The sequence below is a fragment of the Xanthomonas pisi DSM 18956 genome (genome assembly GCF_001010415.1).
GTDB lineage: Bacteria > Pseudomonadota > Gammaproteobacteria > Xanthomonadales > Xanthomonadaceae > Xanthomonas > Xanthomonas pisi.
Map to the genome: position 1 here is coordinate 1 of NZ_JPLE01000102.1, position 7,375 is coordinate 7,375.

The window sequence follows — 7,375 nt, forward strand, 5'->3', positions numbered from 1 at the left end:
ATTTTACGGGAGGCTGACACCTGCCTTGAGAAGGTTGGTGACAACATCTTCCAAGAAATATGCTCGTCGGCGACTTGCGGTCTCTAACCTGCCGACATCCCATCGCCACACGGCGACGGGGCCTATTCGTCAAGGAGGGCTTTGCCATGCGTCGACCCACGTCCCGTCCCCCATCAGCACGCAAGCGCGCCTCGGCGCCGCCGCCCACCGAGATCGGCTGGCACTCGCTCGACCCCTCGATCACCCCCGCAGCGCTACCTCGAGCGCACCCCCATCCCCGAGCTCCGCCGCGATCCCAATAAGCCGCGACGCCCAGGCCACCCGCCTGCCCCGCAACACTGCAACGTTGTCTAAGACCAAGGAAGAGCGCAGTTAGGTTCACTCTGTAGTTCGGCTTGGTTCCGTTTTGCCGGGAGCTAAGCGGCACATGATTAGGCGTATCGGCTGCGGCAGGTGCATATCTGGAAAAGCGATGAGCTTCAAACGCCTGTAGCGATTGACTGCTGTCAGGGAGTTGGCGAGGATCGGTTTTATATCGTGCTTAGGCGGTGTATTGATCCTTAGACGCATGAAGAAACTACTCGCACTTTTGAGCTTGATCTTCCTGGCAGCGTGCACATCGGATGTTGTGGAGAGCAACTACGCCACTCTCGCCGAAGCTCGCGCTGATCAACTCTTCGGCCGCGGATGGCTGCCCGACGTGCTGCCCGCGTCAGCCTTCAATATCCGCACCAGTAACAACCTTGACCTGAATCAATCGGAGGGCGAGTTCTCCTTCCGCCCGGACGACTCAGGCGATCTTTTCCAAAGGTTGCATAGAGGTCCTCCCGGCACAGTGCCGTACCCTGAGTACTCGGCTAACATCTCGGTGCAAGCAGGTCTTGGCTACTCGGTTTGGTCCCTGCAGAAGGAGCAAGTAACGTGGGTGTTCTTCTGTCGTGCATCGGAGGGGCGCTGCCTCTACACCATGTGGCTTGACCGGCAAGCGCCTAACAACTCGAAGAACGGAGGGCAGGTTCACTCAAGAAATCAACCTGATCCCGTTACCTGACACCTCGATCAAGCCGCGTCTCTACCTCGAACGCACCCCAACCCCCGAGCCCGCATTGAACTAGCAAGCCGCGCCGCCCAGGCCACCAGCGTGCCGCGCATCACCGCACCGTCGGCTACGCCTGTCACCCCGCCGGCGACCAAGGCATCCCTACGCCGCGCCTAAGAGCAGCTAACAAAACTACTGCGCAGCCGCCAGGCTGGCGCGGCCGGTGCTCGGAATCGGCATGTACCACTCGTACACTCCGGTTCCTGCGCGCCGTCCACACCCGCCTGACGACTGCTCGCTACGTTTTGTTAGCCACTCTAAAGTATCCCCTGGTTGGAGCAATTCGGCCCCATCATCGGCCGCAAACTCCACATCGCCTACGCAGCGGCTAGCTGGTCGTTAGCGTGTCTGATGATGCCAAGCACCCCATGGACGTGAGTGACCACGATTATTGACTATCAGGAGCAGCTGTCAGAGGATTGCGCGGTGCCGCGCCTCGACGGCCTCATAGTGGTCGGATGAGATGGATCGAAATTCTGACAGGCCCAACCGGCTTTACGTGTCTTTTGCACTAGCGAGCGCTCTAACAGCCGGCGGCCTGAGCGTATCGGGTTGGGGGGAGCAATATGCGGACGTGCTATTTGTTGTGTTCTGCATAGCGCTTCTGGCCCTGCAGCTCGTCACTGGGCATCCTATGACTCGGATGGCGCTGCCTGGTCCACATCGGCGGGACGATCCGGCCGGTTACTGGGTTGCCATCGGGTTGAGTTCATTAGTGGCACTGACCTTCCTGATACTCGTGTTAGCTCGGCGCGGCATGCCAATGATGGGCGTCTGAAAGAATCATGCGTATTTCCCTGCTGTGGGGCTAGCGTTGATATCTTGATGAATAATTCGAGCAGATAGCGATGCCAAAAATCAAGGACATAGGCAGATGAAGTTGGTTCGAAATTTGCACTTGGCATTATTCTCAACGCTACTTGTCGCCGCTTGCGCAAGAGATACAGAGCTTTCCTCATGCGATCCTGGGCTGAGGCACTTAGGAGACGTACCACCGCCTGAATTGCCGCGCTCATCAAAAAAATACCACGGTCGAGTTGATCTGGTTTTTGAGGTCACTAGAGAAGGGAAGGTGGTGAATCCCCGTATCTCGTTCTCTAACATCCATTTCCAGGGGGGAGATGCCTTGCCTCAAAGCGAATACGATGAGGTTCTACTCGCCTCGGTACGTGCCTGGAGATTCCAGCCACCCCCTATGGCCTGTGTGATGCAAAGCGGAGCATGGTTTGACTAATTGCCATGAGTAATTTCTCCACCAATCTGCAGTGCCTTGGGGCGGTTCGCTCGCATGTAGATGGTCGGCTGGAAACGGGGTCAGGTTCACTTCTTTTAATAAGTCAGTCAGATAGGAAAAAAAGATCTCCGCGTCTCGTATTGCAAGGACGGCAATCTTAGATCCTTATCAGCGCCCTGCCACCCGGAGTAGTTGACATGCCAACAAGACCACGGCTAAAAAACACAGAAACGAGCTCAGACCGACTTTAAAAGGCAATCTATGCCTCCTCCTTCCCGTCCGTTTTCCAGTGAGAACAGTTAGGTACTTCGTTTCAAAGAGTTTGGTGGTGGACCAAGACCAACATCTTGCCGAAGATGATGTTTCTGCGCTTCGGCAGGTCATAACTAGGTGTCAAGAGAAAATGAAACGCATCTGTGTGCTTCTTTTTGTGGCATTCATCGCTCCGGTACGAGCGACGACTCCGCCACCCGAAGTCCCTTTCCCGGAACAGGTGTGCCGCGCTCAAAGTGTCTTGGTCGGTGTTGCTTCCCGCTTTAAGGTGGTCGCAGTTCCAGGCTGCGATACCCGTGGCGATGGGAAGCACCTCACGATGTGCGAGGAAGTCCAGGTAAAAGTGGAAGTCCAACACGTCCTCCGGGCAGTCGGATCCGATCCCCCTGCGGTGCTCACCTACCGCTTCGGCGGAGGCTTTTTCAGTGTCGACAACCTCCGCAAGGATCTTTTGTCCGGCCCTCGCTACTTCTTCTTGGCCGCTCCGTCCGCGGATAGGGAGCCTATCTTCCGCACGTCCTATCCATGGCTCCTTGGAGCTAGTGTCAATGTCGAGAACGACGCCGAGGTTCGCCAGGCGCTAGAGCACTGTCCACCCGTCTAACCATTCGCTCAATCCAAGTTTCCTTCGCAAAGAACGGAGCCCGGTGCAATTAATAAGTCAACCTGACCCTGTTGCCCGCCCGTTGCCTGATACCTCAATCAAGCCACGCCCCTACCTCGAGCGCACCCCAACCCCCGAGCCCGCATTGAACTAGCAAGCCGCGCCGCCCAGGCCACCAGCGTGCCACTCATCACCGCACCGTCGGCTACGCCTATTACCCCGCCAGCGACCAAGGCATCCCTACGCCGCGCCTAAGTGTCCCCTGGCTGGAACAACTCCGCCTCACCATCGGCAGCAAACTCCACATCCGCCTAGGCAACGGCGAGTTGGTCATTAGCGCGGTATCCGCAGACTGCATCTGCCGCCGGAAGAAAGCGCACTGGGTACCTAGCCATGGCTGGAGAAGAAAGACATGCTGATGCTAGCGTTGATCGTTGCAGCAATGGCGCTGCCGTGAATTCGACCATTGACGACGTCGAAATACAGGGGCACGCTGAAGGCTGCGCGCCAGACTATGGACCTGACGATAGAATTGGGAAGTTGTACCGATTAATGAGTTGGGAGGATTGATGAGTTCAAACGTATTTCTCCACAAGTTTCGTCAGGGTCGCGAACTAGCGATACCCTTCGATGAAGCTATCGAATTTCTAGCTGGCTATGGAACCCCTGGCAACGGGGATTATAGAAGCCATGTAACCTTTCCTCCCGATGAGATTGCAGAATTAGCGCATGTTGTCGGTGACGAAGTGAGGGGGGCTCTTTGCATTGAGTTCAATCGCCCTTTCATCAATGATCGATTTCGCGCACTTGTATTTGATGCAATGCAGAAGTTCGGGCTTACAGCGTACGAAGAAACTTTTGATTGGGTGTATGTTCTACCGGCTTCGGCTGGCGACGTGCCTCAAGCGCTTTTGGATGAGTTGTCGAACGGGGTTCGCGAAGTCAGCACAGCAGTGCACCTGTGGCAGGAGCGGGTATAGGCTCCTAAGGATAAGTGGTTTCACCGCTATCACCCGACGGCGCGGGCTGCTGCTAGCGACGATTGACATGGGGCAGGAAGTCAATGAGGATCACGTCATGCCACGCTTAAGCGATCCAATGATGGATAAGAAGCTAATGATTTCCGTCCCAATTTGCTACGGGTTCCTGACTTATTGGCTAACCCACTCTTGGCAGTCAACCCAATTCGCAAACGAATTTTTTGGATATCGCTATCGCGACCTTCCCATTCTTTTTCTCTCTATTGCGCCGTGGGTAACAGCTTATTTTCCGCTTCGTAACAGCCTGCCAAGGCCTTCGCTATTCTCACGCGCACTTCTCGGAACTGCATCATGCTTGCTTCTTCTCAACATCGCGTATCACGCGTACTATGCTGGCCACGCATTCGCCACGACATTCGAGCTGCGGTTAATTGACAGACTGGATTTCTGGCTTAGATTATCGGCTAGCTTCGCCAAGACTGTAGTATTGCTCGCTTGCATCATCTATCCAATATTTGCTGTTACCAAAATAATTAAAGGCAGGCGTTCTGGTGGAACTACAATAATGGCGTCAGGCTCACTTGAAGATCAACCTGGCGACGTTTCCGAAGCTAACTTGCACAGGGCGAGGCCGATCACGCGATCACGCGCCGCGGGCGTAGGCCGCCTAAACGACTAGACGTTGGGCCTTTGAGGGTATGGAGCCATCATGACTGATCCGAATCTACAACTGACACCTGAGGAAAAGGCCTCGTTGGAACAAGATGCTCGCATTATGGGTCTTCTCAAAGAGGTCAATTCAGCTCAACAGAGCTCATTTTCATCCATATTTGCCGATTCCATCCCAATGAGCGCACTTCAGTATTGGTCAGTCATTCGAAAACCTGACGCAATCGCACATTTGAAGCAAGCTATTGCTGCCGCTAACGATGTCAACGAGCACCGGGGCGATGGATACACGGCCCTTCACGGGGCCGCCGAGAATGGATGTATCGATAACGTTAAGCTGCTTCTTGCCTGCGGCGCAGACATCACAATTAAGACAGCGACTGGCAAAACCGCGCTTGATCTTGCTACGCAGCAAGGACACGATACGATAGTGCACCTACTGGAACAGGCCGCTCCTTCGAAGCCCGATAAACCATGGTGGAAGGTTTGGTAGCCATATAAAGAACTGGGTCAGGTTCAATCAAGAAGTCAACCTTATCTGTTTCCCGGTCACGGTCTCTTCCAGTGGCTTGTCCCCCTTGGGTTTCAGGGAGCCCTGCTTTGAATGGGAAAGCCGTCGCTCGGTATGAGACGGCCTCCAGGAAGTCCGAGTTACCTCGGTCTCAGCAAAGGGAGGAACGTGGCGCATTGACTGGCCGTGACACTCTTTCTACTTGGATCTCGCAACCGGTAAATACTTGCAATGACCCTGGGTTTTAACAATTCGTCCAACCCGACGCGCTTCGCGGCGCGGCTTGACTTAAATATCAGCCAGCCATGAGAGATCCGGCGCGCATTGACCAAGTACTGGCACTACTCGAAGAGGTTTGGCGCAGAGACCCAGACCTGCGGCTAGGTCAGCTTATCTATAACGCTGCTCGCCTGCGCGAGCCGCAGCTCTTCGAGGTTTTCTCGATCGAAGATTCAATGCTGCAGGAGGGCTTGATCCGTTACTTGGAAAAATTGCAGAGAACGGGATCAGGTCTACTTAAGTAAATCTCACCCCGTTCCCTGACCCAATTCCCTCTACACAGCCGAAAGTGACGAGATTCAAGTGATCGCTGCGATTGACCTTGGCCGGGGAGTCGGCGAGCATTACGTTATGCCGTGCTTAGGCGGTACAATAGTAGTTAGGAATTAGAGGGAGTCTGTAGTGACCGATTACTTTGATCCCTTGGCGGCTAGGCGTCGCTATGAAGCCCAAGACTCTGAGAGTCTGATTCGCATTGCATTTCTTAGTCCCGATGGCTATGTGCGTGCTGCTATTGAACTAGCGCGGGAAGAGCTGTCTAAGCGAGGAATCTCTGACAGAGAGCATCCGGTTGTGGCTCTGGAGTCAGCGGAGTTGCAGAAGGAAAATGCAGTAGAAGCTGAGGTATCGAATGCTCCTCTTGGTGTTCTTGGCAAAGCTATTTGCTTCATCTTTGCGGATCTTCTTGCAATCATCATCTCACTTGTCAACTTTGCCATTGGGAAAAAGCGAGCAGGGATGGATGCTCTCGCGTGGATGGCGTTCGGCTGGATTCCGCGCCTTCTCTTGATTGCGGCATTGTCCATCAAATAATCATGGCGAATACCTAACAATTCACTCAACCCGAAGCTGCTCCGCAACTCGGCTCAATTCAAGCGTTAGACGCCACACAGCGTTTACGGAGACTCGGATGCAAGAATATTGGAAGCGCATAGAACGTCGGTTCTCCGCGCTAGGCTGCCTGAATGAGATGGCATTGCTACCCGGTGCTGACGAGAATGAGATCGCTGACCTAGAGCGCCGCATCGGAATTATCAATCAGGCCAATAAGGCGATTCTTAGATATTTTTATGCTTGGCGAATAATTGGTGGCTCTAGGTTGTTTTGGTGGCTCTAGGTTGTTTTAGTTTTACCAGTCTGTCACAAGATTTTCAGGGGAGATATTTCCTTTTTTCAAGAAATCGGAAAAGCACATTTTTATTAAATCTATATTTCTTGTCACCGAACTTTCATAATAAGGTTTGCCAAGTATTTCAGTTGTGCGTTTTTCGGCCTCGGTGTTTAATATGTCATCGACTTCATGGTCTCCATCTTCCATGTACTTACATAACATTATTATAAACCTACCGCATTCTGCGTGCAGCCTTAAATCATACGGTCCAATTTCTGGTTTTGGGTCAATCCAGGCGCTAAGGGCGCCACTACTGAGTGATAAAGCATCTATGTAGTTTTCCACATCACTAAGTGAAGGATTGGGGAGCACTGTCAATTGCTCTCTTTCGCCGTCTTTACTTAATATATATCCGCCCAATTTAATCATTTTTTCCTCGATAATGCTCATTCCAGGTCTCCAAAATGCTGGCAGTAAAGCCGTCCGCACCATAGGTCACCGCCACGCCGATCGCTGCACTCTTGCTCTTGCTGGTGCTGTGTTGTTCGAACGTGTCCTGCGCCGCTTCCATAGTAATGTTGTTGTCGGCGGCCAACAGCAGGTTGTTGCCGGCCT

7 protein-coding genes and 1 other RNA gene are annotated in these 7,375 nt (G+C 53.5%); 6 read left to right on the forward strand and 2 right to left on the reverse strand.

Annotated features, from left to right (window positions below; translation table 11 throughout):
• Nucleotides 1–568: 568 nt before the first annotated feature.
• The 6 genes from Y887_RS18335 (at nt 569) to Y887_RS20450 (ending at nt 6,462) form a co-directional block, all read left to right on the forward strand.
• Entirely contained in the window at nt 569–1,051 is a 483-nt protein-coding gene (locus Y887_RS18335; protein WP_146093468.1) for a YbbD-related protein, read from the forward strand.
• Nucleotides 1,052–1,277: 226 nt separating this feature from the next.
• A non-coding RNA gene (locus Y887_RS18340) (sX9 sRNA) lies at nt 1,278–1,353 on the forward strand.
• A 2,093-nt stretch (nt 1,354–3,446) separates the two neighbouring features.
• Complete coding sequence (locus tag Y887_RS21380) at nt 3,447–3,629, forward strand: SymE family type I addiction module toxin (protein ID WP_245879510.1); 183 nt, start codon at nt 3,447–3,449, stop codon at nt 3,627–3,629.
• Between the two features lie 150 nt (nt 3,630–3,779).
• The gene (locus Y887_RS20445) at nt 3,780–4,190 is read left to right on the forward strand and encodes a hypothetical protein (RefSeq protein ID WP_146093467.1); all 411 of its coding nucleotides are present in this window, start codon (nt 3,780–3,782) and stop codon (nt 4,188–4,190) included.
• 709 nt (nt 4,191–4,899) lie between these two features.
• Complete coding sequence (locus tag Y887_RS19440; RefSeq protein WP_084726085.1) at nt 4,900–5,352, forward strand: ankyrin repeat domain-containing protein; 453 nt, start codon at nt 4,900–4,902, stop codon at nt 5,350–5,352.
• Between the two features lie 699 nt (nt 5,353–6,051).
• Complete coding sequence (locus Y887_RS20450) at nt 6,052–6,462, forward strand: hypothetical protein (RefSeq protein WP_146093466.1); 411 nt, start codon at nt 6,052–6,054, stop codon at nt 6,460–6,462.
• A 316-nt stretch (nt 6,463–6,778) separates the two neighbouring features.
• Here Y887_RS20450 and Y887_RS20455 read toward each other — a convergent pair whose 3' ends face one another.
• Nucleotides 6,779–7,210 (reverse strand): DUF6911 family protein, encoded by a 432-nt coding sequence (locus Y887_RS20455; protein ID WP_146093465.1) that lies wholly within the window; start codon nt 7,208–7,210, stop codon nt 6,779–6,781.
• A partial coding sequence (locus Y887_RS16840; protein ID WP_046965445.1) for a hemagglutinin repeat-containing protein occupies nt 7,182–7,375 on the reverse strand: 194 nt, incomplete at its 5' end. The genes Y887_RS16840 and Y887_RS20455, both read right to left, overlap by 29 nt.

Coding starts and splice junctions, on each gene's coding strand:
- Y887_RS18335 (WP_146093468.1), top strand. CDS start 569: ATGAAGAAACTACTCGCACTTTTGAGCTTGATCTTCCTGGCAGCGTGC.
- Y887_RS20445 (WP_146093467.1), top strand. CDS start 3,780: ATGAGTTCAAACGTATTTCTCCACAAGTTTCGTCAGGGTCGCGAACTA.
- Y887_RS19440 (WP_084726085.1), top strand. CDS start 4,900: ATGACTGATCCGAATCTACAACTGACACCTGAGGAAAAGGCCTCGTTG.
- Y887_RS20455 (WP_146093465.1), bottom strand. CDS start 7,210: ATGAGCATTATCGAGGAAAAAATGATTAAATTGGGCGGATATATATTA.